This is a genomic window from Paenibacillus sp. EKM301P (assembly GCF_011800295.1).
Taxonomy (GTDB): Bacteria; Bacillota; Bacilli; order Paenibacillales; family Paenibacillaceae; genus Paenibacillus; species Paenibacillus polymyxa.
The window spans coordinates 34,506-57,564 of the sequence record NZ_JAALFM010000004.1 but is presented as its reverse complement, the minus strand read 5'-3'; the positions used below and the strand labels follow the sequence as shown (position 1 = coordinate 57,564).

At 47.0% G+C, this 23,059-nt stretch carries 22 protein-coding genes; 5 read left to right on the top strand and 17 right to left on the bottom strand.

The annotated features are described in order from the left end of the window. Positions 1-34: 34 nt before the first annotated feature. Entirely contained in the window at positions 35-1,147 is a 1,113-nt protein-coding gene (citZ, locus tag HFD99_RS11615; RefSeq protein ID WP_016819628.1) for a citrate synthase, read from the bottom strand. Between the two features lie 344 nt (positions 1,148-1,491). On the opposite strand from citZ, the gene ytvI reads away from it, so the two are divergent. Continuing rightward, on the top strand, positions 1,492-2,610 hold the full coding sequence (ytvI, locus tag HFD99_RS11610; protein WP_123797041.1) for a sporulation integral membrane protein YtvI: 1,119 nt from the start codon (positions 1,492-1,494) through the stop codon (positions 2,608-2,610). A gap of 29 nt (positions 2,611-2,639) precedes the next feature. Here ytvI and HFD99_RS11605 read toward each other — a convergent pair whose 3' ends face one another. The 7 genes from HFD99_RS11605 to HFD99_RS11575 all read right to left on the bottom strand — a co-directional run bounded on the left by HFD99_RS11605 (position 2,640) and on the right by HFD99_RS11575 (position 8,821). Next, the gene (locus HFD99_RS11605) at positions 2,640-3,038 is read right to left on the bottom strand and encodes an FxsA family protein (protein ID WP_013370347.1); all 399 of its coding nucleotides are present in this window, start codon (positions 3,036-3,038) and stop codon (positions 2,640-2,642) included. Beyond that, complete coding sequence (locus HFD99_RS11600; RefSeq protein ID WP_017425912.1) at positions 3,035-3,553, bottom strand: acyl-CoA thioesterase; 519 nt, start codon at positions 3,551-3,553, stop codon at positions 3,035-3,037. Before HFD99_RS11600 ends, HFD99_RS11605 begins: the two co-directional genes overlap by 4 nt. A gap of 135 nt (positions 3,554-3,688) precedes the next feature. Continuing rightward, positions 3,689-4,897, bottom strand: a complete 1,209-nt coding sequence (pelA, locus tag HFD99_RS11595) for a pectate lyase (RefSeq protein WP_102997782.1) — start codon at positions 4,895-4,897, stop codon at positions 3,689-3,691. A 206-nt stretch (positions 4,898-5,103) separates the two neighbouring features. After that, entirely contained in the window at positions 5,104-5,946 is an 843-nt protein-coding gene (pstB, locus tag HFD99_RS11590; RefSeq protein WP_016819624.1) for a phosphate ABC transporter ATP-binding protein PstB, read from the bottom strand. 17 nt (positions 5,947-5,963) lie between these two features. Further along, the gene (gene pstA / locus HFD99_RS11585) at positions 5,964-6,860 is read right to left on the bottom strand and encodes a phosphate ABC transporter permease PstA (protein WP_016819623.1); all 897 of its coding nucleotides are present in this window, start codon (positions 6,858-6,860) and stop codon (positions 5,964-5,966) included. Next, the gene (pstC, locus tag HFD99_RS11580) at positions 6,860-7,792 is read right to left on the bottom strand and encodes a phosphate ABC transporter permease subunit PstC (protein WP_013370343.1); all 933 of its coding nucleotides are present in this window, start codon (positions 7,790-7,792) and stop codon (positions 6,860-6,862) included. Before pstC ends, pstA begins: the two co-directional genes overlap by 1 nt. Before the next feature lie 105 nt (positions 7,793-7,897). Next, positions 7,898-8,821: a phosphate ABC transporter substrate-binding protein gene (locus tag HFD99_RS11575; RefSeq protein WP_016819622.1), complete on the bottom strand. Its 924-nt coding sequence runs from the start codon at positions 8,819-8,821 to the stop codon at positions 7,898-7,900. Positions 8,822-9,027: 206 nt separating this feature from the next. Between HFD99_RS11575 and HFD99_RS11570 the strand changes: the two genes are divergently transcribed. Continuing rightward, positions 9,028-9,915 (top strand): LysR family transcriptional regulator, encoded by an 888-nt coding sequence (locus HFD99_RS11570; protein WP_016819621.1) that lies wholly within the window; start codon positions 9,028-9,030, stop codon positions 9,913-9,915. A gap of 95 nt (positions 9,916-10,010) precedes the next feature. Here HFD99_RS11570 and pyk read toward each other — a convergent pair whose 3' ends face one another. The 6 genes from pyk to HFD99_RS11540 all read right to left on the bottom strand — a co-directional run bounded on the left by pyk (position 10,011) and on the right by HFD99_RS11540 (position 18,298). Further along, positions 10,011-11,441: a pyruvate kinase gene (pyk, locus tag HFD99_RS11565; protein ID WP_016819620.1), complete on the bottom strand. Its 1,431-nt coding sequence runs from the start codon at positions 11,439-11,441 to the stop codon at positions 10,011-10,013. Positions 11,442-11,566: 125 nt separating this feature from the next. Beyond that, on the bottom strand, positions 11,567-12,550 hold the full coding sequence (locus tag HFD99_RS11560) for an acetyl-CoA carboxylase carboxyltransferase subunit alpha (RefSeq protein ID WP_016819619.1): 984 nt from the start codon (positions 12,548-12,550) through the stop codon (positions 11,567-11,569). Then, positions 12,551-13,444, bottom strand: a complete 894-nt coding sequence (gene accD, locus HFD99_RS11555; RefSeq protein WP_016819618.1) for an acetyl-CoA carboxylase, carboxyltransferase subunit beta — start codon at positions 13,442-13,444, stop codon at positions 12,551-12,553. It lies immediately after the preceding gene. Positions 13,445-13,624: 180 nt separating this feature from the next. After that, positions 13,625-13,813, bottom strand: coding sequence for a hypothetical protein (locus HFD99_RS11550; protein WP_007429680.1), 189 nt, complete (start codon positions 13,811-13,813; stop codon positions 13,625-13,627). Between the two features lie 153 nt (positions 13,814-13,966). Next, the gene (locus HFD99_RS11545) at positions 13,967-14,464 is read right to left on the bottom strand and encodes a phosphatidylglycerophosphatase A family protein (protein ID WP_025364511.1); all 498 of its coding nucleotides are present in this window, start codon (positions 14,462-14,464) and stop codon (positions 13,967-13,969) included. A gap of 168 nt (positions 14,465-14,632) precedes the next feature. Next, complete coding sequence (locus tag HFD99_RS11540) at positions 14,633-18,298, bottom strand: DNA polymerase III subunit alpha (protein ID WP_167440908.1); 3,666 nt, start codon at positions 18,296-18,298, stop codon at positions 14,633-14,635. A 137-nt stretch (positions 18,299-18,435) separates the two neighbouring features. Here HFD99_RS11540 and HFD99_RS11535 point away from each other — a divergent pair, with 137 nt between their 5' ends. Beyond that, on the top strand, positions 18,436-18,765 hold the full coding sequence (locus HFD99_RS11535) for a YtrH family sporulation protein (protein WP_013309582.1): 330 nt from the start codon (positions 18,436-18,438) through the stop codon (positions 18,763-18,765). Between the two features lie 12 nt (positions 18,766-18,777). Further along, positions 18,778-19,275, top strand: a complete 498-nt coding sequence (locus HFD99_RS11530; protein ID WP_016819615.1) for a hypothetical protein — start codon at positions 18,778-18,780, stop codon at positions 19,273-19,275. 44 nt (positions 19,276-19,319) lie between these two features. On the opposite strand, the gene HFD99_RS11525 is transcribed toward HFD99_RS11530, so the two are convergent. The 3 genes from HFD99_RS11525 to HFD99_RS11515 form a co-directional block, all read right to left on the bottom strand. Continuing rightward, entirely contained in the window at positions 19,320-20,654 is a 1,335-nt protein-coding gene (locus HFD99_RS11525; RefSeq protein ID WP_029514974.1) for a DRTGG domain-containing protein, read from the bottom strand. Positions 20,655-20,809: 155 nt separating this feature from the next. After that, positions 20,810-21,094 (bottom strand): hypothetical protein, encoded by a 285-nt coding sequence (locus tag HFD99_RS11520; RefSeq protein WP_113050469.1) that lies wholly within the window; start codon positions 21,092-21,094, stop codon positions 20,810-20,812. A 72-nt stretch (positions 21,095-21,166) separates the two neighbouring features. Then, positions 21,167-21,511, bottom strand: a complete 345-nt coding sequence (locus tag HFD99_RS11515; RefSeq protein WP_016819612.1) for a YlbF family regulator — start codon at positions 21,509-21,511, stop codon at positions 21,167-21,169. Positions 21,512-21,673: 162 nt separating this feature from the next. Between HFD99_RS11515 and HFD99_RS11510 the strand changes: the two genes are divergently transcribed. Then, positions 21,674-23,053 (top strand): YheC/YheD family endospore coat-associated protein, encoded by a 1,380-nt coding sequence (locus HFD99_RS11510; RefSeq protein ID WP_016819611.1) that lies wholly within the window; start codon positions 21,674-21,676, stop codon positions 23,051-23,053. Positions 23,054-23,059 lie beyond the last annotated feature (6 nt).

Sequence of the window (23,059 nt, the reverse complement as noted above, 5' to 3'; positions counted from 1 at the left end):
TTCAGGGTATACAACCTCAATCTTCCTCCAAAGGTTAGCGCAGCTCTGGTGACACATATTTTTGATCCATCGGACCTGTGTATTCCGCACGCGGACGAATCAAGCGGTTATTTTCATACTGCTCCAAAATGTGTGCAGTCCACCCCGATACACGGCTTACAGCAAAGATAGGAGTAAACAGGTCCCTCTTGATACCCAACTGGGTATATACGGAGGCAGAATAAAAATCCACATTCGGCTTCAAGCCTTTTTGCCCTGTTACAATACTCTCAATTCGAACTGACATATCAAACAACGTAGTGTCGCCGTTCATTTCTCCCAGCTCGCGGGACATTTTGTGCAAATGTTTGGCACGCGGATCACCGTTTTTATAGACACGATGCCCAAAGCCCATAATTTTTTCGCGGTTATCCAGTTTGGCCTGAATATAGGAGTCCACCTGATCCAATCCGCCAATCTCCTCCAGTGTTTTAGCAACAGCCTCATTGGCCCCACCATGTAACGGTCCTTTTAAGGCCCCAATGGCAGACGTGATCCCGGAATAAATATCTGATAAAGTGGCTACCGTTACGCGCGCAGCAAAGGTCGAAGCATTCAATTCATGATCGGCATGCAGCACGAGAGCCTGATTGAACGCCTTAATAGCCGTCTCCTCCGGGTCCTTGCCAGTCAGCTGATACAAAAAGTTTTCAGCAATGGAAACACCTTTTTTAGGCGCAATTGGTTCCAAGCCTTCGCGTATACGCGCTATGGCTGCCACAATTGTGGGCAATTGCGCCTGAAGCTTGACGGTTTTGGTCACATTGGACTCTCTTGACATATCATCCGCCTCTGGGTCATACAAAGCAAGAGACGATACAGCTGACCTCAAGGCAGCCATCGTACTCAATTCTTTCGGGTATAACTTTAATTGAGTAATAATTTCATCCGGAATAGCAGCATATTCGCTTAACTGGCTGCGAAGCTCTTGCAATTGCTCTTGGTCAGGTAATTTTCCAAACCACAACAAATAAGCTACCTCTTCAAAATCGGCGTTAACAGCCAAATCATCAATGTTATAACCCCGGTACGTGAGAACGCCATCTACGATAGAGCTTATGGAGGAAGTGGTCGCTACGATCCCTTCCAGACCTTTAGTCGCTGTCATCGTTACATCTCTCCTTTGTAAAAACATTGTGAACGGACTTGCAATGTAAACATTTTCAAAAGTAAGATATGTCTTTTATTTAGCTGAGTAATGTTAACGCCATATGTCAATATTTAAACCTTCTTTCACTATACTGGATTTTGTCGTTTATGTGAACATTGAGGGCTATTCCAACACATTCAAATGTTTTATCGCATCTATAAAGAAATTTTTGAAACCCCTTACAAAATATATGCGTCCATTTGCACTTTTTTACATAGGTCTTGTCTTACCCTCCTCCCGCATAAGTATAGTAGAGCACTTCCTTTAAGGAGTGCCATCGAAAAGAAAGGAGTCGTGAGAGCTTGAGTCGGTTAATCTTGAATCGCATATTTCGTGCTCTATGGGTCGTAATCGTGATTGTAGCTCTGTTGCTGGGCATATATATGCTGTTCCCTCTCGTTTATCCTTTCCTATTCGCCTGGCTTGTGGCCTATGCTATGAACCCATTGGTCGTTTTTTTGCGTAACAAGGCTCGTATGCCACGTTGGGTGGCTGTCACGGTCTCCTTATTTGTATATTTAGGCGGAATCGCAATCATCCTGTCTGCTGCAATCACCCGAATGGTTCGAGAAATGATTAAGCTGGCCATGACTTTTGACGGGCATATCGAACGTTTTAAAAGCCTGTTTATTGATTGGACGCAAAGCGATTTAATCCAAAATATAATTATTGAAATCAACCATTTTATTCGGGATAATCCCGATTACCAACACACCATTAACAGCAATATTGATAAAACGACTCAAACCGTCAGTTCTGCTGTTACTACGCTAGTCGGTCAATTTTTTAATGGGGTTTTAAATTTGCTAACCTCTCTGCCTAATATGGGAGCTGTGCTAATGGTTATTGTATTAGCAGCCTTTTTTATTAGTAAGGATTGGGATCGACATAGTCGAATACTTTCGAATACGGTTCCTGATACGATCCGCAAACCATTGTCAGATATTTGGCACGATCTGCGTAAAGCATTGTACGGCTATTTGCGTGCACAGTTTATTATCATTTCCATTACCGCATTAACGGTTATCATTGGGCTGTTCATCTTGCGTGTGGAATCGGCCTTTACCATCGGTTTGATGATCGGGCTGGTGGATTTGTTACCTTATTTAGGGGTTGGCATTGTGATGATTCCGTGGACACTGTATGCGTATATGTCAGGGAATTTGGCACTAGGGGTTGGATTGTCGATCCTCTATGCCATCCTGTTGATTGGACGGCAGATCGTGGAGCCTAAGGTGCTGGCCAGCAGCGTGGGATTGAACCCGCTTCCCACCCTCATCGGTATGTTCATCGGGCTCAAGCTGTTTGGCGTTTTAGGACTCATTATCGGACCTGTATCACTCATCGTTCTTGATGCACTGAATCGTGCAAATGTCATTCAGGACTTGCGCAACTACATTCTTGCTGGAAGAGTCCGCTAGGTTATAGAGAGGGGACAACGGCAGCTCAGTCAAAACCGCCGAAACGTAATACTGCCGTTTTTCATTTTTTTCTCCAGCCACTTTAATAAAAAACGTCGGTACAATACTCGTGTTAAAGGAAACACCAACGTAAAACCAATAATATCCGTTATAAATCCAGGGATAAGCAGCAAGCTCCCGCCGAAAAACACACATAATCCATCCAGCATTTTACGGCCAGGCATTTGGCCACGGTTCATTTCATTTTTGGCATCGGCAATCACCTTTCGACCTTCAAATTGCATCATGGCAGCGCCAATCAAGGTCGTCAGAATAATGAGCAGAATAGTTTTCCCCGCTCCAATCCAGTGACTTACCCATATAAACCCGTACAGCTCCGCCAAAGGAATGAGCAGCAGCAACAGCCACAGACGTTTACGCATCATCATGACTTCTGTCCCTCCCCGCCTGTAAAAGCAGACCTTAACGCAGTGTACAACTCAGGCAGTGCCTGATCGAGCCGAACGGGCTTCCAGTCGGTATTCAACCACACATGTCGTGTCGATCCTGTGACCAGCAGTTCTCCCGGCAGCGTGTCAGCCTCTGTCCATACCTTTCCCACATTGTTTTGGTGCTCCTCATCCGTTACCCGTCGAACCTCATAAGTATAGTTCAGACGTAGTCTGGAGAAGTCCGTAATAGCGGTATAGATAGTAACTAAATCATCATATCGAGCAGGGCTCGCATATTTCGCATTGATTTCAATAACTGGCAGCAAAACTCCTCGATCTTCCATGCTCCGGTAGTTAAAGCCTGCCTGCCGAATCATTTCCGTACGCCCGATCTCAAACCAGTTTAAATAATTCGCATGATACACGACCCCCATCTGGTCGCTTTCCTGATAACGGACACGTAGAGGTGCGCCATACCATCGTAGTTGCGTTTGTTTCTCCTCTTGAGTCATACAAGCTCTCCTATCTTTGTGCATCTTTATCTCTATTTTGCCCTCTCTCCATTAAACCATATTTACCGCCTGGGAACAAAAAGAGGGCCGAACCATACGGCTCTCCCTCTCAAAGCATTTACAATGATGGCTTTATTATTGTGGCAACGGCTTGGACAGTTTATAATATCCACTTTCCGAAGCCAGTTTCAGTAAGCTCTTTGCCTGACTTCCCGCCCAGGCGTAACCAAGTCGTCTTTCTTCACTAATTTTCATGATGTCCGTATACTTTTTGCCATCTCGGTCTGAGAAGAAATACTTATTGTCCTCCACGTTGTAGAAACGATACCACATCACGCTTGATGCATCCTTTTGGAAAAACTCCGGACCTTGACGATTGTATTTCATGCCGTCGATCCGATTCGTGTCAAACCATTTCAAGGCACTCTGAGCTGCTTTTTTCACCTCAGTCGTCTGTGGTTGAGACATTAAGAATGCGGTAATGCCTACCGATTCCGTCGTTGTTTTGGAAGCAAGCTCGAATGCTCGCGCAGGCACAGATTCATAAGTAACCGGATCATGCTGTGCTCCCCAAATTGTTGGTGTGCCATTGTTTACAATTTGAGCTTTTAGTGTATACTGTACGCCTTTATTCAGAGCCTGCTGAAGTCTGGAGCGATATGTATTGTCAAGAATATCGCTATCAAACGGTTGTCTTTTGTTTACAATGTCATCTGCCAGTACCATCACTCTAACCATAGCATCATCGTTGTAAGTTGCGGCATCTGAGTAATTACCACGTTTAGGGTAAACCTGTGGCCAAGCGCCAGAGGAATATTGAGAGGTTAGTACGAAATCAATTGCTTTTTGTACACTGTTTTTAATGTCTTTGTTTTTAGTTTTTTTGTATACATCCGCTAAAAAGCGGATCTCGGTTGTCGTGGCCTCGTTATCAAACGTTCCGAGTTCAACACCATCCTTGCTCTTCCATGTAGAACGTGCTGCCTTGCCATCCCATTTGGATTTATAATTCTTTTCCATCGCTTTGAAGAATCCACCATGCGGCAATTGCCACGATACAATATTCAAAGCAAGCGTAGTGTCCTTGGATGTATTTCCTGTAGAAAATTTACTAAAATCACGATACTTATCCAGCAAACTACTCACATTCACACTAGCCAGTGGAACAACAGCATTTTTGTAAACGTTTGCATCATTGTATACGGCTTGGGTAACACTCGCACCTGCATCAGTCACATTCTGCTCAGCTGCTGCCCATGAAGGGCTAACAAGTCCAGTTGTTAGGGTAATAGCCATTCCAGAAAAAGCAATCCATTTGACAGATTTTTTAACGTTAAACTTCATTGCAAACCTCTCCTTTAATTGGATTGTGGTATTTCAAGAACTATTAAACACATGTATTATATGAAAATATAACCAAATAATCAATATATTTTATTATATACAAATGTAAGAGTTTACTAAACTAATAAAAAAACATCTTACCAATACTAGATTAGTAAGATGTTTATCATGTTTTATATCTATAACAAGTCGTCAATCTGGACGGCTTATCCAAAGCGACCCATGATATACTCTTGAGTCAACTCGTTTTCAGGATTGGTGAATATATCGTTTGTTTTCCCATGTTCCACCAAACTTCCAACATAAAAATAGGCAGTATAATCGGAAATTCGTGCAGCCTGCTGCATATTGTGCGTCACAATAACGATGCGCAGTTCTTTTTTCAATTCGGTAATAAGCTCTTCCACCTTGCCTGTAGACACAGGGTCCAGTGCGGAAGCTGGCTCGTCAAGCAACAGAATTTTCGGTTGAACGGAAAGTGCACGTGCAATACAAAGCCGCTGCTGTTGCCCGCCAGACAGAGCAAGAGCCGAATCGTGAAGACGATCCTTGACCTCATCCCATAATGCCGCCTTACGCAGGCTGCTTTCGACGATTTCATCGAGCTGCTTCTTTTTGCGCACTCCCCGGTATTTAGGACCGAACGCAATGTTATTATAAATCGATTTGTAAAAAGGGTTAGGCCGTTGCCACACCATGCCTATTTGCTGACGCAGCTTGATCACGTCCGTCTCAGGTGCCGTTAAATCCTGTCCGTCCATCCAAATATGTCCCGTTGTCGATGAAGACGCAATCTCATCATTCATTCGGTTAAGGGAACGCAAAAAAGTCGATTTACCACAGCCGGAAGGCCCAATCAGGGCGGTCACGGTCTGCTCTGGAAAAGCTAAGTTTACTTTTTTCACGGCCTCAAAGCTTCCGTAATAAATACTCAAATCCTCAGTACTGAACGGATGTGGCGCTTGCCCCGCAAGTTGTTCTGAACGCGTAGACTGAACGGATGTTGCTGGTGTGGCGGTTTTTGCCGTTCGTGTAATCACATGTTCCATTGTTCTCCATCCCCTTTCTAATCCATTCGTTTGGCAGCTGTCAACCGACGGTAAACGACTCTTCCGAACCATCTTGCACTCAAGTTGAAGACCAGAACGAGCAGCACCAATACCGCAGAAGCGCCTGCGGCGATATCTTTGGAGTCAGGAGCAATGCCTTCACTGTTGACCTTCCAAATATGAACAGCCAATGTTTCGGCAGGTCGCATCGGATTAATAGGCGATCTGGCATGCAATGGATTCCAATCGGTAAAATCAAGCGGCGGTGTACTCATCCCTGCTGTAAACAGCAATGCGGCGGCTTCCCCAAAAATACGGCCTGCGGCCAAGATGGTACCCGTAATCAAGCTTGGCAGCGCTGCTGGCAACAAAATGGAGGTAATGATTTTCCACTTGGACAATCCGAGCGCAAGTCCGGCTTCCTTTTGCTCCTTCGGTACAGCACGGAAAGCCTGCTCAGTTGTGCGAACCATCAGCGGCAGATTGAATACGGCTAGAGCCAGCGCCCCTGACAAGAGGGAAAAGCCAAAATTAAATGTATTGACGATGAGTAATAGTCCAAACAATCCAATGACGATCGACGGGAACGAGGACAATACTTCGACGACAAGTCGTATGAAGTCCGTAATTTTTCCCGGCTTTGCATATTGCGCCATGTAAATGCCGGCGCCCCAGCCAATTGGAATGGTGATAATCAAAGTTAAGATTAGCAAAAATACAGAATTAAACAGTTGCGGACCAATGCCGCCACCTGCACGTAACGTTTGCGGAGCACTGGTTAGAAAGTCAAAAGAAATATGACTGACTCCACGGGCCAAAATGAAGCCCAGCAATCCCACCAAAAGTGCAACAATGAACAAGGCGAAGAAACAGATTACAAATGTAGCGATCTTGTCGGTCGTTTTAGCTTTCATCAAACCCGGTTTCTCCTTTCAAGCAGCCTTACCAGCAGCACGAAAATAAATGTCATGAGCAGAAGAACAAGCGCCATACTCCAGAGTGCATTGTTATGAACGGAGCCCATCGCTGTGTTGCCCATGCTAAGAGTAATGACGCTGGTCAAGGTCGAAGCGGATTCCAGCAAGGAATGCGGTATGTGCGGAGCATTCCCGATGACCATCTGTACAGCCAACGCTTCTCCGAAGGCACGAGCCATCCCGAGAATAATTCCTGTTAAAAGAGCAGGCAGCAGCGTCGGGATAATAACACGGGCAATTGTCTGCCAGCGGGTAGCCCCCAATGCATAAGAGGATTCTCGCAGCCCCCCCGGCAGGGAAGACAACGCATCCGCCATAATACTCGTAATCGTCGGTAAAATCATAACCGACAACACAAGGCAACCTGCGAGAATACCGATGCCTTGTCCCCCGAACACGTTTCGCAGCAATGGGACGATTACGGTCAAGCCGACAAAGCCATAGACAACCGACGGAATGCCGGATAACAATTCAATGGCAGGCTGAAGGATACGTTTACCCGATTTCGGCACGATTTCCGTCATAAACAAAGCTGCGCACAAGCTAAGCGGACTGGCAATTAAGGCCGCTAGTATGGTTACGGCAAAAGAACCCGTAATGAACGGAAGCGCGCCGAAGGACTTGGGCTCGCCATCCGGGCTCCATTTGGTTCCAAAGAAAAATTCTCGCAGACTGACTCCATTCACCGCAAATGTAGCTACACCTTTGGAGGCAACAAAATATACGATGGAGACAATGACTGCAACTAAAAAAACGACACAAACCGACGTATAGATGCGGCCGGTCCATTCTTCCCAGTAATGTCTTTCTTTCATAACTCGGGATCGTTTATTCTGTTCCATGTATGCCTTCCCTTCAATTGGTTCCATACTGTAACTCCTTTAAGCGAAGAATAGAGGCCGGACGTTAGTCCGCCTCTTCTTCGTGAATATACTCGCGTTAGCTGCGTTCATCCGAACAGGAGATCGCTCTCCTTATTTCGTGATATTACCGTCAGCATCACGTTTCACTTGCATACCTGATACCGGGATGTATCCCAGGTCTACAACGTCTGCTTTTTGGATTTCATCAGACAGAATATAGTCCAGGAATGCTTTTACATGTTCTTTTGGCTCACCTTTAGTGTACATATGCTCATATGCCCACACTGGATATTTACCTTGTTCTACATTTTCAACGTTAGCTTCCACACCGTCGTACTTCAAAGCAGTAACTGTGTTGTCGATGTAGGACAGAGCCAGGTAACCAATCGCACCAGGTGTTTCAGCAATCAGCTTTTTCACAGTACCAGAGGAATCTTCCTGAATGGAGCCTGGCAGATCTTCTGTTTTTTGTCCCAGCGCGTATTTTTCAAAGGTTGCACGAGTACCGGAGCTACTTGGACGGTTCACGATCACGATTTTTTGATCTGCACCGCCAACTTCTTTCCAGTTCGTAATTTTACCTGTGAAGATTTGTACCAGTTGATCTTTTTTCAGGTCTGTTACGCCTACTTTAGGATTCGCTACCGCTGACATAGCTACAACAGCTACTTGGTGATCGACCAGCTCTTCTGCGCCGCTCTCCAGTTTTTCCTTTGCAAATACGTCAGAGTTACCGATATCCGCTTGTCCACCGGAAACTTGGGTCAAGCCAGTACCGCTACCGCCACCCTGCACTTGAACCGCAATGCCTTTATATTTATCGACAGCCATAAATTTTTGTCCCGCTTGCTCTACCAATGGTTGAAGTGCAGTGGAGCCAACAGCCAGAATGTTACCTGTCAGTTCAGCAGCTGCTTTATTGTCTGTTCCTGCAGCAGCGTCTCCTTGTGGTGCAGCATTGTTACCTGATCCGCAAGCTGCAAGTGCAAATACCATGGTGAGAGTCATCAGAATGAACGGCCATTTTTTCAACATTTTTTATTGTCCTCCCCTTAGTTAAGTGACGGTTTTTTATTTATGACCATCAACACTTTTACATTGTAGGCCCGGAATGTTAGACGAACGACTAGGTTTTGTAAAACAAATATAAAATATTGATAGACAAATTATTTTTCGGTATATAATTAATCTATAGTTTAAATTCACGCATAAATATCAAGTAAGGAGAGTTGTTCGGTTCTATGAATATTTTAAAATTGCGCATCTTAGTGCTGATCGATAAATACCATAAAGCGACGGAGGTGGCCGAAACTTTACAAATCAAACAGCCCACCGTCAGCTTTCATATGAAAAGTCTGGAAAAGGAAATGGGTGCGACTCTGTTCTCTCTCCAACAAGGCAGAATTATGCTAACCGAGGCTGGTAAAAAAATGTTGCCTTACGCAAAGCAGATTCTCTCTCTTGAGCAAGAGGCCCGACAAGCTGTAGATGAACAGACAGAAGAATCTCAGAGCCTCTTACATCTGGGCGCAGAGTCGATTTCAGGCATGTATCTTCTCCCAACTATCATGGCTGAATTTGCACAGCAATATCCAGAATGGCGTATTCAGTTAGAGATTCAATCTCCGGATGTAATCAAGCAGCTACTGAAAGAGGGGGATATTGATTTTGCTTTTCTCGACGATGGAGAATCTCTTCTGGAGAATACGGTGGCAGAACCAGTGGCTTCAGATCAGGTGGGGATTATCCGCTCTGCATCGGCTGAGACATCCAAGTCACTGGACATCAATGGGCTCGATACGCTGGACAAGCACATATGGGTAAAATATAGCGGGGCATCCGTTGTAGATTCCTATTCTTCGCTAATTAAATCCCATCTGGAAATCAACTCTTGGGAAGCAGTAAAGCAAGTGGTAAGTGGCGGTGACGCGCTTGCCTTCTTTCCTGCCTGCGGAGTTCGTAGCGAGGATCATACTGTCCCCTCGGTGGAATGGCTTCCTTTTCCCGAAGCTGACAAAAAAAAGAGCTATTATCAAATAAACATCGTGTATCAACAAGATACACATAGGAACATGATGCAACAGGCATTCCTTGATTTTATACGACGAGAAGGAATAAGAACTAGTTAACAAAAAAAGAGCATTCAGGTCTTATGGACCTGAATGCTCTTTTACTTATTGTAACGAGTAAATGCCATCCCTGTATTACTTTGCGGGGACTACAATTACGCTTGTGCTGGTACGCAGCTAATTTTGATCAGGTTCGTGGAACCGGAATCACCAAGAGGTACGCCCGCTGTAATCACAACCAAATCGCCCTCTTTAACGAGGCCAGATTTGCGACCACCTTCCAGCGCATTGTCAAACAGGCTGTCTGTTGTGTCAACGATGGGTCTGCCTTGTACTGCATGTACGCCCCAGATCAGAGCCAAACGGCGAACTGTTCTTTCCTGTGTTGTCACAGCGACAATCGGAGCTTCTGGACGGTATTTAGAGATCATACGCGCCGTTGTTCCGCTTTGTGTGGACGTCAGGATTGCTTTGGCATGCAGGTCAAGTGCAGAAATAGAAACGGATTGGCTGATTGCTTCTGTAATACTAATTTCTTGAGCCGTTCTTTGTTTTTTGAACAAATCGCGGTAGTTCAGAGAAGACTCAGCTTTTTCGGCAATACGTGACATGGTCAATACAGATTCTACCGGATATTTACCCGCAGCTGTTTCGCCGGACAGCATAATTGCATCTGTTCCGTCAAAAATAGCATTGGCTACGTCACTTGCTTCCGCACGAGTCGGACGCGGGTTACGTTGCATGGAATCCAGCATTTGTGTTGCTGTAATAACAGGCTTGCCAGCTACATTACATTTGTTAATCATCAATTTTTGCGCCAAAGGCACTTCTTCAGCAGGAATTTCCACACCGAGGTCACCACGGGCAACCATCAGACCATCCGAAGCTTCCAAAATTTCATCCAGGTTGTCAACACCTTGCTGATTTTCTATTTTGGAGATGATTTGAATGTGGCTTGCGTTGTGCTTCGCCAGCAATTCACGAATTTCCTGTACATCACTTGCTTTACGAACAAAAGAAGCCGCGATGAAATCAATGTCCTGCTCAATACCGAAAATGATATCATTCGCATCTTTCTCCGTAATACCAGGCAATGAGATAGCAACGCCTGGAACGTTAACGCCCTTCTTGCTTTTGATCGTTCCGCCATTGACAATGCGGCATTTGATTTCAGTGCCTGATACTTCAATAACGGTGAGTCCGATCAGACCATCGTCGATCAGAATGGTGGAGCCGGGCTCCACGTCCGAGGGAAGATCCTTGTACGTAATGGAGATACGATCTTGCGTACCGAGAATTTCTTCCGTTGTCAGCGTAATGAACTCGTCCTGAACAAGCTCAATAGGTTCAACTTCGAGCTTTCCTGTCCGGATTTCCGGCCCCTTCGTATCGAGCAAAATAGCAACATTTTTGTTAAGCTCCTTACAAGCTTGACGGATGTTTTTAATCCGGTTGCCATGCTCCTCGAAATCACCGTGAGAGAAATTCAGGCGGGCTACGTTCATACCAGCCATAATCAGTTTCTTCACATTTTCCAATGATTCACTGGAAGGACCGATGGTACATACAATCTTAGTTTTGCGCATTTGGGTTTTTCCTCCGTTTTCAAAGGTGCTACTCTTTATATCTTTTTCCAACAATTAAATCTACTACACTTTTTCCTATTTGTATAGGAAGTTCGTCATATTTATTGTTACCCGTTTCCAGCGTATTACAACATAGGTTCAGATTCCGAAGGTTTTAAGAAAGTATATTGTCCTATTTTCCGGAATTTTTGATACCTGTCTTCTCTCAATTCATCGCAGCTCATATTCGTAAGGTCTGCCAAATGACGTTCTAATAACTCCTTGATTGCGGCAGCAGTCACTTCATAGTTACGATGTGCGCCCCCTTTCGGCTCCGGCACAATATCCTCGATAATCTCCATGCGCAGAAGGTCATTAGCGGTGATCTTCATCGCTTCAGCTGCCTGATCTGCCTTAGAAGCATCTTTCCATAGAATCGAGGCTGCGCCGTTCGGAGAAATGGCCGAATAAATGGCGTGTTCCAGCATCAGCACACGGTTACCCACTGCAAACGCAAGCGCACCGCCGCTTCCACCCTCGCCGATGACCACACAAATAACAGGCACCGAAAGCTTTGCCATCTCCCGCAAATTGCGGGCAATCGCTTCCGATTGACCTCTCTCCTCTGCTGTATTACCCGGATAAGCGCCCTTCGTATCAATAAATGTAATAATAGGACGCTTAAATTTTTCAGCCTGCTGCATCAGCCGCAAGCCTTTACGGAATCCTTCTGGATGAGCACTACCAAAAAAGCGTGCAATGTTATCTTTCGTATCCTTACCACGTTGCTGACCAATGACGGTCACCGGAATACCATTTAGCTTGGCAATCCCGCCCACAACCGCCAGATCGTCTCCGAACAAGCGGTCGCCATGCAATTCAATAAAATCTGTAAACACCTGCTCGATCAAATCAAGGGACGTTGGTCTTTGATGATGACGAGCCAGATGCATCTTTTGCGATGCTGTAATGTTCGTGTATATTTCTTCTTCCATCTGGAGATAACGTTCTTCCAGACGGTTAATTTCATCTGTAAAATCAATTTGCTTGTCCTGTCCGAATTGCTTAAGTTCTTCGATCTTCTGTCGCATCTCGACCAGGGGCTTTTCATAAGGCAATTCGCCAGCCATTTATTCCTCCCCTTTCACACTGTGCAGATCAAGCAATTGCCCAAGGGTATCACGCAGTTCCTTGCGATGTACAACCATATCCAATTGTCCGTGCTGCAAATTAAATTCGGAAGTTTGGAAATCATCCGGCAGCTTCTGTCTGATCGTTTGCTCAATTACAATGCGACCTGCAAAACCAAATACAGCACCTGGCTCTGCAATAATAATATCTCCAAGCATAGCAAAGCTGGCGGAGACTCCACCTGTAGTCGGATCAGTGATCACAGAAATATAGAGCAATCCCTGCTCGTCCAGACGAGCGAGAGCAGCGCTTGTTTTGGCCATCTGCATCAGACTCAGAATACTTTCCTGCATACGTGCCCCACCGGATGTGGAGAAGATGATAAGCGGCAAGCGCTTGTCAATCGCCTGCTCAATGGCACGCGTAATTTTCTCTCCTACGACCGAGCCCATACTGCCTGTAAAAAAGTCAAAGCTCATCACCGCTACGACAACAGGATGCCCATGAATAAGGCCGTCGCCCGTAACGACAGCCTCGCGCAGGCCAGATTTCAGGGTCTGTTGCTCCAACTTACTTGCATATCCCGGAAAGTCCAGCGGATCAACCGAAATCATATCGGCATCATATTCCGTAAACGTGTCTTCGTCGAGCACCATGCGAATGCGATCCATTGCATTCAAACGCATATGGTATCCGCACACCGGACACACTTTCAAATTTTTCTCCAACTCTTTGCTGTATTGAATACTTCCACACTTGCCACATTTGGTCATAAGACCTTCGGGAATTTCCCGTTTGGGACGATCCGGCATGTCCGCTTGATCGCCGCTCAGCGCCCGTTCCGAAGGGATGGTCGCGTATTTACGCTTCTTTTGGAATAAATCTTTAAACACAACTACACCTCTCCAGCCGTTTATTTGTCAGCCGTAACCGATACAAGGTCCTCTGCCGTCGATGCGGCACCTCTAAGCATTATGTTCATACACACGTCAACGCCTGTTAATACAACATTACCGCCGATCGTGCATCCTTTGTTCCATTCATGCTGCTGTATCACTTCCGCCGTTCCGGACTCAAGGGCGCAAAATCGAATTAAGCACTTCCTGTATTTCTTCGACTTCACCCGAAGGCACAAGTATCTCAAACTGTTGCTTGGATGCACTGATGGCCCGGGTCTGCACCATAAAACCTTCTTCAGACAGTTTGAGCTTAATCATGTCAGCCAGTCTGGCCGTCGGTGCAATATATATCACCGTCCACATGCCTTGTTTCTACCCCCTAAGCCTCAAGTTTTGAGCCCATATAATAGACTCATGATAACATACCTTACTTTTTTCCCGCAACAAAAGCCCTCCTGATCATTCAAGTTCCGTCGGAGGGCCTAGATAATCATTAATTCTGTTTATTCAGGCCAATTAAACATCCAATGATGCAGGATAATGCTTGGCATGAAGGCTCCGATGGGCAATACGCGAAGAAGCGGCGGCAGCCAATCCGGCGACAAGATCGTCTAAAAACACATGAATACCACTGCCTTTTTGGTTCAGCTTATCGATAATTCCAATCTTTTCTTTATCCAGATAGCCAAAACTGGTCAAGCCAATCATGCCGTACACGCTCGTAATGCCAAGAGCCATTGTCTCGTCCACTCCATACAGCGGTTCGTCTGCCTCCATAATGGCTTGAAGTGGCTGGGGAAGAAGTTTTTTTTCGGCCAGCTCATCGAGTGCAATGCCTGTCAGCAGTGTATATTGTACCTCTCGCTTTTGCAAAACCGCTTTGACACTTTCTACACATTCTTCCATAGTCAAATGAGGATAATATTTTAGCTGAAGCTGAAAAACAATGTCCGCAATGGACTCGATCCGAATGCCTCTGCGATTTAACAAGGTTTCTGCATATTCATAGGACATAATTTCCCTCCCGCTTTCACCATGCAGTTCTAATTCTTCCACCGTGCGGGACCTAATGGTGCAGGACACGTGTTGAATCTCCTGTTCCGCCAGTTTTCCAAGTGTATGCGAAAGGGAAGGAAAATGTTCATTAAACCGTTACAATAAGGGCGGGTTGCTGTGTGTCTGTCATTTGACTTTCACGGTGCCTTCACCCAGCATCGACTCCATTCGATCAAAAAGCTGAGGAGAAGGCTTAATGCTGTAAGCATCACTCAACGCCAGCAGACGCTGGTTGCTCTCGTAAAAAAGTACGGTAGGCACAGCACCGGGATGCTCCTGTAGCAATGCCTTGAGGCTGACCAGCAAGCTGGCGTCCTCCTCGGCCTGGCGGGTGATTTTGACAAACACCCGCTGACGGGCGGACGCTTCCGAGCCGCGCGGGGAAGGCACCTGCTCACCGTAAGCCGCTTCGCCTCCGCGTTGTGAGGGGGCCGCTACGGGACGAGCCGCCTTCTGCTGCGGCGACGCTGATGGAGCGGCTGCTGAAGGCAAGGGCGACATACGCGGCGCTCTCCCGCCCGGACCGCCAGCAGCTGGCACGGATGTTGCAGTTGCTGCGGACGAACGCGCGCCGGTACGCCGGCGCTGAAGAAGCCTTGCCAACGCGTCTTCCGCCAGCGGGGCTGCCTCATCCGCAAGGAGCTTGAAGTGCTCGTCCTGCTGCTGCATCTTGGCACGTAGTGCAAGCAAGGCACCCTTTTCAATCCACTGCTGGCTTCGCTTCCATACCTCAGGAAACAGCACAACCTCACAGCGCTCAATCTGATCCTCTAGCTCAATGAAGGCCATGGCCTTTCCCTGCTTGGTCGTAATCGTCTTGAGTGACACCACCATGCCTGCGGTTACAATAACTGTTTCATCTGGCACGTCGCTCAGCTCCATCAGACGATCAGCTTGGCTGCTTTCCAGCAGCGACTCAAAATCATCTAGCGGATGCCCAGACAAATACAGTCCCAGCAGTTCGCGTTCCAGTTCTAATTGCTGGCTGGTACTAAATGGAGGTACATTGGGGTATTCAATATCCCAATTAGGCATTTCCACAAAGCCAAACATATCAATTTGCAAATCGTCACGTTCCTTGCGCCATTTGGCAGCTGCATCCACCGTTTCATCCAGCATGGCAAGCAACTGTGCCCGATGGCCTGTCAATGAATCAAATGCCCCTGCCTGAATGAGCGATTCAATCACTCTCTTATTACACACCCTCAAATCAACGCGTCGACAAAAATCGAGCAAGCTGTCGAAAGGGCGTTCCTTACGAACAGCAAGAATGCTTTCCATTGCTTGTGTGCCGACATTTTTAATGGCAGCCAGTCCAAAGCGGATATCACCCTGCTGTAATGGGGTAAACAGCACCCCACTCTCATTCACATCAGGCGGCAACACTGCGATATCCATACGACGGCATTCGACGACATATTCAGCCACTTTTCGATGACTTCCCATGACGGCCGTCAGCATGGAAGCCATGAATTGTACTGGATAATGGGCCTTAAGATAAGCCGTCTGGAATGCTAGCACACCATAAGCAGCTGCATGGGCACGCGGAAAACCGTAGTCAGCAAAACGGACAATCATATCGTAAACCCTGCCGGCTTCCTCCTCTGTGTACCCCTGTTTAATACTGCCTTCGACAAAATGACCACGCTCCAGATCCAGCACCTCGCGTTTTTTCTTAGACACCGCGCGGCGCAGCAGATCGGCCTCTCCCAAGGAAAAGCCAGCCATGCGCGATGCAATCTGCATGATTTGTTCCTGATACACAATAATACCGTACGTATCCTTTAAGATCGGTTCAAGATCAGGATGCGGATAAGAAACCTCAATCTGTCCGTGCTTAGCCTGTATGAAGTTGGGAATAAAACCCATCGGGCCCGGACGATACAAAGCCAGGACAGAAATGATATCCTCGAAAACACTCGGTTTCAAATCCTTGAGTACCCGGCGTATACCGGCCGACTCCAGCTGGAACACGCCTCCTGTATCCCCTTTGCCCAGCAAGTCATAGGTATGCGGGTCATCGTCGGGAACACGGCTAAAGTCAGGTGTTTCTCCATGCTGCTCCGCAACCCAGCGCATGCACCGTTCAATAATGGAGAGCGTACGTAGTCCAAGAAAATCCATTTTCAACAAACCGATGCGCTCCAGATTTTCCATTGAGTACTGCGTTAAAGGAACGCCTTCGCTCCCTTCTTGAAGCGGAACCGCATCGGTCAATGGAGTCCGCGAGATGACAACACCCGCCGCATGTGTCGAAGCATGGCGAGGCATTCCTTCTACTTTGATCGCCATATCCAGCAGTTCACGTGTCTTGGGCTTCGTTTCATACAGAGCCTTCAGCTCGGGGGTGATCTCCAGCGCATGCCGGATATTAATGCCGAGCTGCGCCGGGATCAACTTGGCCGCCTTGTCCACCTCGCCATACGGCACGTTCAATACACGGCCGACGTCACGGACTGCGGCTCTTGCCGCTAATGTCCCAAAGGTAATAATTTGCGCAACATGCTCATTTCCGTACTTCTGTACTACATAGTCGATAACCTCGTCACGGCGTTCATCGCTAAAATCAATATCTATATCTGGCATGCTGATCCGTTCAGGGTTCAGAAACCGTTCAAAGAGCAGATTGTATTTTATCGGATCGACATTCGTGATATTAAGCACATAGGCGACCAAACTACCGGCGGAGGAACCCCGTCCCGGACCGGTTGCAATCTTATGCTTATGAGCAAAAGCAATAAAATCCCATACAATCAAGAAATAATCGCTGAAACCCATACTGTCGATCGTATTTAATTCGTAGTTTAGCCGCTGGTCCAGTCTTTCCCGCTCCTCCGGCTGCTCCCATACAGGATCGCCTCCGTAGCGACGCTCTAGCCCTTGCATACACAGACTACGCAAATAGGACGAAGATGTCATGTCCTCTGGCAGCGGGCGATATTCAGGCAAAATCGATTGGCCGAATTCCAGCTCCAGCTCGCATTTTTCAGCAATACGCACCGTATTAGCGATGGCTTCTGCTACATGTGGAAATAAACGAGCCATGTCCTCTTGACTTTTCAGATACAACTGACGTGTTGGTATACGCAAGCGCTCCTCATCGTCAACTGTCTTCCCTGTCCCGATACAAATCAGAACGTCCTGGACATCAGCATCCGGCTCGGTTAAGTAATGCACGTCATTCGTCGCCACTAGCGGAATATCCAGTTCCTTCGCCAATGCGATCAATTGAGGATTTACGCGTTTTTGCTCCGACAGACCATGATCCTGAAGCTCCAGATAAAAATCTTCGCCAAAAATGCTACGGTATCGTTCGGCCGCACGTCGTGCTTCGGCTTCCCGACCATGCAGCAAATGCTGCGGCACTTCACCGCCCAAGCAAGCGCTCAAGCATATGATGCCTTCATGATGGGCAGCCAAAGCATCCATATCGATGCGCGGCTTATAGTGAAAACCCTCCAAATGGCCAATGGAGCACAACTTCATCAAATTTTGATAGCCTGTTTTATTTTTGGCGAGCAAAATTAAATGATATATGGGCTGATCCTTCCGGCTGCCACGCTCCTTGCGCGATCCTGCCGTCATATAAGCCTCACACCCGATAATCGGCTTAATGCCGTTCTCTACACATGCTCTATAAAAAGGAATGGCACCGTACATGACCCCATGATCTGTAAGAGCCAGCGCCTCCATTCCATAAGCTGATGCCTGTTTGACCAATTCCGCGGTACGAGCCGCGCCGTCCAGCAGGCTGTACTCGCTGTGAACATGCAAATGCACAAATGAACTCATGCGCTTCTCTTCCCTTCACCGCTTGATTTTCTTCAAACTATTTTATCATATCCACGTTAGTAGCGCCCATAGAATAAAAGTACAGACCCGGGCGGACAAGCGCGGTCCTGATTCGTATACCCAAGGAGGAAAAGAGCATGAGCACTTTTATATCCAAAGCGATTCTCGACTTCTTCATTGCCTTCGGCATCGTGCTCGGAGGAGCCATGCTCGGGGGAATGGGAGCTGTAGTATCGCTTCAGCCGCCTACCCAGACGATGCTGGAGGTTGCAGGAAGGATTAAAATATGGGCGCTTGCCGCCGCTGTGGGAGGAACGATGGACCCGATCCGGGTCATTGAGAGCAATATGTTGGATGGTAATTTGTCACCTGCCATTAAGCAGATATTGTATTTGATTTTCGCCTTTTTAGGCGCTCATATGGGTGCAGAGCTGGTCAAGTGGGTATGCGGCAACGGACGGCCGTGAGGTGAAACGACTATGAGAGTCCCTCCCTTTGAGCGCCTGCGCCCTTTTATGCAATTATCCTCCGTTTTTGTACTCGGTATGATTACGGGAGGATTGATCTACAATGCCATCTGGCATGCGAGCTTCAATCAGCTGTGGATGAACAACCAGGACCTTCAATTCCAGCTCCAGCAAGCTGAAGAGGACAACAAAACATTACGTAAATACAGCAAGCGCCAAACCGTCATCAAAGAAATCAAGCTGATTGCGGAGGAAGCCACGGCTGAAAAAATTGACTCTATTAATCTGAAAGAGCTTCTTCGCCGCGTCAGTCGTGACCTGGAGGTGCTGCGCGGCAGAGATATGTTCGAGATTGACTCTGACAGCAAGCTGGTACGTATGTTGCTGCACCAAAAAAAATACACCGTTCGTGACAAGGAGTATACAATCCAGGTCAAAACGATGCTTGTAATGGAAGGTGTGCTGCAAATCTGGCTGGAGGCCAAAGAAAGACTGCCTCAAAGCCACTAAGTCGATCTATTTAACTCCATCTTCTGCTCCAATCCAAAGGTGGATTAACCATGTTCAATGGATTGAAGGGTCATCACTGCTTTGCACACCAAATGATTTTCCCGAGAAATCGCAATTTCTAGCTTGCATGTGCGGCGACTCATCTCAAGCAGCAACGGACGAAGAACGACAGCATCCTCAATCTGTACTGGTCGAATAAAATAAGTCGTCAAATTATCCAGCACATAATCCTTGCCGCTCATATCTCTAGCCGCCCGGTAGCCCGCTTGTGTCATCACGTTGACCAGTACGCCTTCCGAGATCGTCCCTAAATTGGTAGCCATCTGTGGAATGATAAAGCCGCGAAAAAATAATGATCCGTCCTCATTACGCTCCTCAGCAAAACCGTTCCAGATCAACTGGTCGAACGTCTCGCCAAGTTGTGGCTGCTTTTGGGCGTTACGCAGCGCCTCCAGCACCTCACGCCGTGTAACGGACCCAAGCAGCTTACGGTTGCGGTCCACGACCGGCAAGTAATCTACACCTTCCCATGCCATCATTTGAGCAGCAGAAGCCAGCGAGGTCTGGTAAGTGACCGTAATTGGGTTACGGATCATACATTTATCCATCGTATGCTCAGGTTGAAGTCCTTCCACATCTTTACGGCTGACGATACCAATTAAACGATTCCATTCATCCACTATGGCAAAATGATGATATCCCGTGGTCGCTGATAGCTCTTCAAATTCGATCAGCGTGCTGTTGATTTTCAAGGTCAGCGTCTTCGGTTTGCTGGCCGCAATGTCTTCAATCAACATAATTTTCTTTTTGATCAAACGGTCAAATATCGCTCTATTAATCATAGAAGCCACGGTAAATGTATCATGACGCGAGGAAATAATCGGCAGGCTGATCTGGTCTGCAAGCTGCTTAACCTCCCGACTCGTACCGAACCCCCCTGTAATCAGCACACCTGCTCCTTGCTCTAATGCAAGCGAATGCGCATCCTCTCGGTTACCTACGATCAGCAAACTGCCTGCGTCAATATAACGAGCCATGGCTTCCTCACGCATCGCCCCGATCACATACTTGTGCAGCGGCTTCTCGAGCCCCTCGCTTCCGCCCAGCACATGTCCCTCTACAATATTCACAACATCCGCAAAGGTCAGCTGCTCAGACAAGCCGCGTGGACGCTTCTCCACTCGTACTGTTCCGATCCGTTCCTTGGTAATGACAATTCCCAAATTCTCTGCTTCTTTCACAGCCCGATAAGCCGTGCCTTCGCTAACGCTCATTTCTTTAGCCAACCTGCGTACAGAAATTTTGGAGCCTATTTTTAACTGCTCGATATGACGCAATAGCTGCTCATGCTTCGTAACTGTTTCATCTAGCCCGTCCAACTCTGTTACACCCCCAACGTTCAATCTGTATCATTCTGTATCTATTATACCACAAAACCCCTTTGTTTTAGACCCTTGTTATTAGGATATCTTTGCTTTGAAAATAACAAAAAAGCGGTCCCTTGTTACAAGAGACCGCTTCGTACTAGAAACACTTACAGCATTTTGCCTTTGTCAGCTTTGTTATCCCATTTCATCTGCCACTGCTGCATTTTGGCCCGTCGCACACGCTCCAGCGTTTTACGCTTTTCCTCATCTACACCCAGCAAAAAATGGAGGTTCGCTCCGATGACAAGCAACGCAAAAAGTACCCATACTATCCCAAAACCGTTGACCCAATTCAAACCACCTGCCAACGAGATGCGTGGTAATGCGACCAATACCATAGCCAATGCAATCAGTGTGTACAAACCGTGTTTCCATTTTTTAAATGAACCCAATCGTATCCCTTCCTCTCCCTGTGACTCTATGTATCTAGTCTATGAGAGGACAGGAAGGAATATGAGACAAACTTACAGAGATGAACCGTACAAATGTTGAAGACTGTCCGCAATAATCTTATTTACGTCCTCAATAATCACGCTCAAGCGACGTTCAGCGTCGAACAGACGACGGATGTTGAGGTTCAAGCTGAGTACCTCGAACATTTTTTCCATCTTTTCCATCTCTTCCTGTGCTGGCATATCGCCGCTCATCATCCGCTGTTGCACTTCCATTTGGCGTTCACGGAAATCGTCGAGCATTTTCTTGGCTTCTGGATCCGTTTCAATCAGCTTCATCGCTGACGTAATTTCCTCTACCTCTTTGCTTTCTTTCAATGCTTTTGCTAAATCATGGGCTTTGTCATAGATATTCATGATTGTTCATTCCTCCATTACAAGTTTTGTGTCAACATTTCACATTGTCCGTCAATCACCAAGGTATATATGTCCTCATATGATGAATCAGTGCTATTACAGCCCATTCACGTTTCCCGTTACTTTCAAGACATCAAGTTGCTGCCCGGAAGGAGATCCACGATGTCCATCAAAAAAACAACGATTCAAATCATCGGATCGGGCATCTTGCAGGATGACGTACTCATGGTCGGCGAGTCCCTGCTTCGCAAATGGAAAATATCCGCAGGCCACCCCGTTCAGCTCGCCTTCGGTTCGTTCCGCCAAGAGGTTACCGTCATATCGGTACCCCGATACAGCGGTCTACGCGTGGGAAGCGTACTGGCCCGAAAAATGGGGCTTCATGCCAGTCATGACAGTTGTAATCTGCGAGTAACCTACAGCCGAGGCCGCCGGACACTTCGAGTGGGCCCACTTATTAGCGTGCTGGTTAGTCGGGACTATCCCGAACAACCCGACAAGCCTTTCGGGTCGATCACCCTGTTCTGCCGTGAACTAGTCGGGGAATGCCGCAGACAAGGAGCATATGTGTATTTCTTCACCCCGGAGCATATCGGAAGTCAGCCCGGGCGAGTTCAGGGATGGGTGTATGACGGAGGCTGGAAAAAGACGGTCATGCCTGCCGGCGATGTCGTCAATAACCGGCTTACCTCCCGTAAACTCGAGAACAGAACTAGCGTACAGCATTTCATGAAAGAAGTAAAATCGCAGTACGGCACGGCCTTTTTTAATGAAAAGTTTTTGGATAAGAATGAAGTGTTTGATGCACTCAAATCGAATTCTTCCCTACGCAAGTATTTACCCGAGTCCCACTTGCTGCAAACCTTTGCCGTTTTCAAAAAAATGTGCACCCAGTATCCCTCTGTTTTTCTCAAACCCGTGCGCGGAAGCCTTGGTAAAGGCATTATGCGCATTAACAAGCAAACCGATGGTACCTTTTCGGTGCTATCCACAACAGCGGGCACACCCCGAAAGCAAACGTACGCCAACGTCGATAAACTGTACAAAAGCTTAGCGGGAAAAATGAAATCGACACGCTTTCAGCTGCAACAGGGCCTTACCTTGATTGATCACGGTAAACGTCCGGTCGATTTTCGCGCGCTTGTACAAAAAAATGCGTCTGGAACCTGGACCGTAACATCCATTGTCGCTCGGATCGCCGGAGGCAGCCACTTTGTATCCAATCTGGCAAGAGGCGGTACGCTCAGTACAGTCAAGGAAGCACTGGCCAAAACCACGCTGCCCGCAACTGTTAAATCGAATGGTCTTACCTCTCTCAAAACAGCAGCACTGGATATCGCAAGCGGAGTAGAAAAGGCAATTCCCGCCCATTTCGCGGAATTTGGTATTGATTTGGCGATTGACAGCACGGGGCGTATCTGGTTGCTGGAGGTCAATTCCAAACCATCAAAAAATGACAATACGCCGTTAAACGATCAGAAAACCCGCCCGTCCGTAAAAAAAATGATTGAATACTGCTGTTATTCAGCCGGATTCAAATGAATCCAT

Bases quoted from the DNA above. Each gene is read 5' to 3' on its own strand.
- pstB (WP_016819624.1), bottom strand. From the start codon at position 5,946: ATGGAACATGTGATTACACGAACGGCAAAAACCGCCACACCAGCAACA.
- pyk (WP_016819620.1), bottom strand. From the start codon at position 11,441: ATGCGCAAAACTAAGATTGTATGTACCATCGGTCCTTCCAGTGAATCA.
- pstA (WP_016819623.1), bottom strand. From the start codon at position 6,860: ATGAAAGCTAAAACGACCGACAAGATCGCTACATTTGTAATCTGTTTC.
- HFD99_RS11530 (WP_016819615.1), top strand. From the start codon at position 18,778: ATGAGAGTCCCTCCCTTTGAGCGCCTGCGCCCTTTTATGCAATTATCC.
- pstC (WP_013370343.1), bottom strand. From the start codon at position 7,792: ATGGAACCAATTGAAGGGAAGGCATACATGGAACAGAATAAACGATCC.
- HFD99_RS11535 (WP_013309582.1), top strand. From the start codon at position 18,436: ATGAGCACTTTTATATCCAAAGCGATTCTCGACTTCTTCATTGCCTTC.
- HFD99_RS11540 (WP_167440908.1), bottom strand. From the start codon at position 18,298: ATGAGTTCATTTGTGCATTTGCATGTTCACAGCGAGTACAGCCTGCTG.
- HFD99_RS11575 (WP_016819622.1), bottom strand. From the start codon at position 8,821: ATGTTGAAAAAATGGCCGTTCATTCTGATGACTCTCACCATGGTATTT.
- pelA (WP_102997782.1), bottom strand. From the start codon at position 4,897: ATGAAGTTTAACGTTAAAAAATCTGTCAAATGGATTGCTTTTTCTGGA.
- citZ (WP_016819628.1), bottom strand. From the start codon at position 1,147: ATGACAGCGACTAAAGGTCTGGAAGGGATCGTAGCGACCACTTCCTCC.
- HFD99_RS11515 (WP_016819612.1), bottom strand. From the start codon at position 21,511: ATGAATATCTATGACAAAGCCCATGATTTAGCAAAAGCATTGAAAGAA.
- HFD99_RS11550 (WP_007429680.1), bottom strand. From the start codon at position 13,813: ATGTGGACGGTGATATATATTGCACCGACGGCCAGACTGGCTGACATG.
- HFD99_RS11545 (WP_025364511.1), bottom strand. From the start codon at position 14,464: ATGTCCTATGAATATGCAGAAACCTTGTTAAATCGCAGAGGCATTCGG.
- HFD99_RS11560 (WP_016819619.1), bottom strand. From the start codon at position 12,550: ATGGCTGGCGAATTGCCTTATGAAAAGCCCCTGGTCGAGATGCGACAG.
- HFD99_RS11510 (WP_016819611.1), top strand. From the start codon at position 21,674: ATGTCCATCAAAAAAACAACGATTCAAATCATCGGATCGGGCATCTTG.
- HFD99_RS11605 (WP_013370347.1), bottom strand. From the start codon at position 3,038: ATGATGATGCGTAAACGTCTGTGGCTGTTGCTGCTGCTCATTCCTTTG.
- HFD99_RS11570 (WP_016819621.1), top strand. From the start codon at position 9,028: ATGAATATTTTAAAATTGCGCATCTTAGTGCTGATCGATAAATACCAT.
- HFD99_RS11600 (WP_017425912.1), bottom strand. From the start codon at position 3,553: ATGACTCAAGAGGAGAAACAAACGCAACTACGATGGTATGGCGCACCT.